Raw genomic sequence first — 2,396 nt, 5'->3', positions numbered from 1 at the left:
CAGTTGCCGCCGCAACCCCCCGGGCCGGCGCTGCTGTCCGAACGAGCCGCAGCGAACGGCTGGTCCCGCAACGGCCCGGCGTCGGTCGGCGGCGCCTTCCGGCTCCTGCCCACCGCCGACGCCCACTGGATCGGCCTCAATCTCGCGCGACCGTCCGACCGCTCCCTGGTGCCCGCCCTGGTCGAGCACGCCCTGGCCGACCACGAGGACCCCTGGCCCGCGGTGAAGGCATGGGCGGGCCGCACCCGCGCCGACGCCGCGGGGGAGCGTGCCCGCTTGCTCGGTCTGCCCTCCGCCGTTCCCCCGCGGCCTGGCACCCGCGATCCGCAACTCCGGTACCGCTCCCCAACAGAAGCCTCGCGGCCCGTTCATGCAGTACGCCTGGGCAACAAGGCTGTCCGGCCGCGCCGGCCGCTGGTGGTCGACCTCTCCGCGCTGTGGGCCGGCCCCCTGTGCGCGCACCTGCTGGGACTCGCCGGGATGCGCGTCGTCAAAGTGGAGAGCACGACCCGCCCGGACGGAATGCGCCGCGGAAACCGGTACTTCTACGACCTGCTGCACGCGGGCCACGAGTCGGTGGCCCTCGACTTTCGCACGACACGCGGCCGCGATGCGCTGCGCGCCCTGATCACGGCAGCCGACGTCGTGATCGAGGCCTCGCGCCCCCGCGCCCTCGCGCAGCTCGGCATCGACCCCAGTGAGATCGCAGCACGGCGGGACGGACTGACCTGGTTGTCCATCACCGCCTACGGCCGCACGGGACCATGGGCCAACCTGCCCGGGTTCGGCGACGACGTTGCCGCCGCGGCCGGACTGCTCGCCTGGGAGAACGGCGAACCGCTGCCCTGCGCCGACGCGATCGCCGACCCGCTCACCGGAGTCCTCGCCGCCACCGCGGCGGCCGCAAGCGTCCGCTCAGGCGGAGGCTTCCTGCTCGACGTCGCGATGCGCGACGTCTGCGTGGCCGCGGCGGCCGTCCCCGCCGACAGGCCTGCGGCAAACGAGAACCCATTGCGCGTGGCCCTCCCGGCGCCGCGTCGCCTCGCAGGCACCGCGGTTCCCCTCGGCGCCGACACCGGCCGCGTACTCGGGCTCCTGACCGCCCCTGCCGCTCCTTCCGGCGCTTCGGGCACAGGGGCGCGGCGATGGGACTGATTCTGCGCAACGTCCTGCTGCACGGACGCCACCGCGCCGACGTCCGCAGTGAAGGAGCACGCATCGCCGGCATCGGCACCGCGGGCAGCGCCCGGCCGGGACCCGGTGACACCGTCATCGACGGTCGCGCAGGGACGCTGTTGCCCGGTCTCCACGACCGGCACCTGCACCTCGCCGCACTGGCGGCCGCCCTCGGATCGGTGGACTGTGGACCGCAGTCAACACGTACACGCGACGAACTGGCCGAGAAGCTCAGGCAGGCACGCCCCCGCCAGGACGGATGGATCCGCGCCACCGGCTACCACGAATCCGTGGCCGGACCGCTCACCCGCACCGATCTCGACGCCTGCCAGCCGCATGTGCCGCTTCGTGTCCAGCACGGCAGCGGCGCCCTGTGGATGCTCAACGGCGCGGCGTGCGCCCTGGCAGGTCTGGACGCGGCCGACGAGGACCTGCCGGACGGTGTCGAACGTGACCACAAGGGCGTCCCGAACGGGCGACTGTGGCGGCTCGACACCTGGCTGCGTGAGCGCCTGGGCCCAGGACCAGGACATCCGGACCTGGCCCCCGTCGGGCGGTTGCTGGCCTCGTACGGCATCACCGCGGTTACGGACGCCACCCCGGAGCTCGCCCCGACCGCCGTACGCATCCTGGCCGAGGCGGTCCACACCCGGGCGCTTCCCCAGCAGGTCACCGTCCTCGGCGCGCGACCGCAAGACCTGCACGGGCACGCTGCCGCGCTGCACGCCGGGCCCGGCAAACTCCTGGCCCCCGACCACGACCCATGGCCCTACGACGAGTTCGTCTCCCGTGTCCGTGCTGCGCGCGGTGCCGCAAGCCGACCGGTGGCCGTCCACGCGGTGACGCGGGAGGGCCTGGTGCTGACCCTGGCCGTACTGGCTGCCGTCGGCCCGGTAGCGGGGGACCGGATCGAACACGGCGCCGTCGTCCCGGTCGAAGTGCGGCGCACCATAAGGGACTTCGGCCTGCGTGTGATCACCCAGCCCGGTTTCGTGGCTCAGCGCGGGGACCGCTATCTGCGCGACTGCCACCCCGACGACGTCGGGCTGCTGTACCCGTACGCCTCGCTGCTGGCCGCGGGCGTCCCTGTGCATCCCTCCAGCGATGCGCCGTACGGCCCGGTCGATCCGTGGGCGATCATGCGTGCCGCTGCCGCCAGGCGCACCGCAGGCGGCGTCCTCCTCGGTCCGCACGAGCGCGTCCCCGTCGCCACTGCGCTG

At 73.9% G+C, this 2,396-nt stretch carries 2 protein-coding genes; both read left to right on the top strand.

All coding sequences use genetic code 11. The annotated features are described in order from the left end of the window. Positions 1-1,155, top strand: a 1,155-nt coding sequence (locus ACRX5S_RS31470; protein WP_436776562.1) for a CoA transferase, incomplete at its 5' end; no start/stop codon positions are given. Next, on the top strand, positions 1,146-2,396 hold a 1,251-nt coding region (locus ACRX5S_RS31465; protein WP_436776561.1), incomplete at its 3' end, for an amidohydrolase family protein. The genes ACRX5S_RS31470 and ACRX5S_RS31465, both read left to right, overlap by 10 nt.

The sequence above is a fragment of the Yinghuangia sp. YIM S09857 genome (assembly GCF_051388915.1).
In the GTDB taxonomy this organism is placed as follows: Bacteria; Actinomycetota; Actinomycetes; order Streptomycetales; family Streptomycetaceae; genus Yinghuangia.
This window is presented reverse-complemented; position numbering and strand designations above follow the sequence as displayed.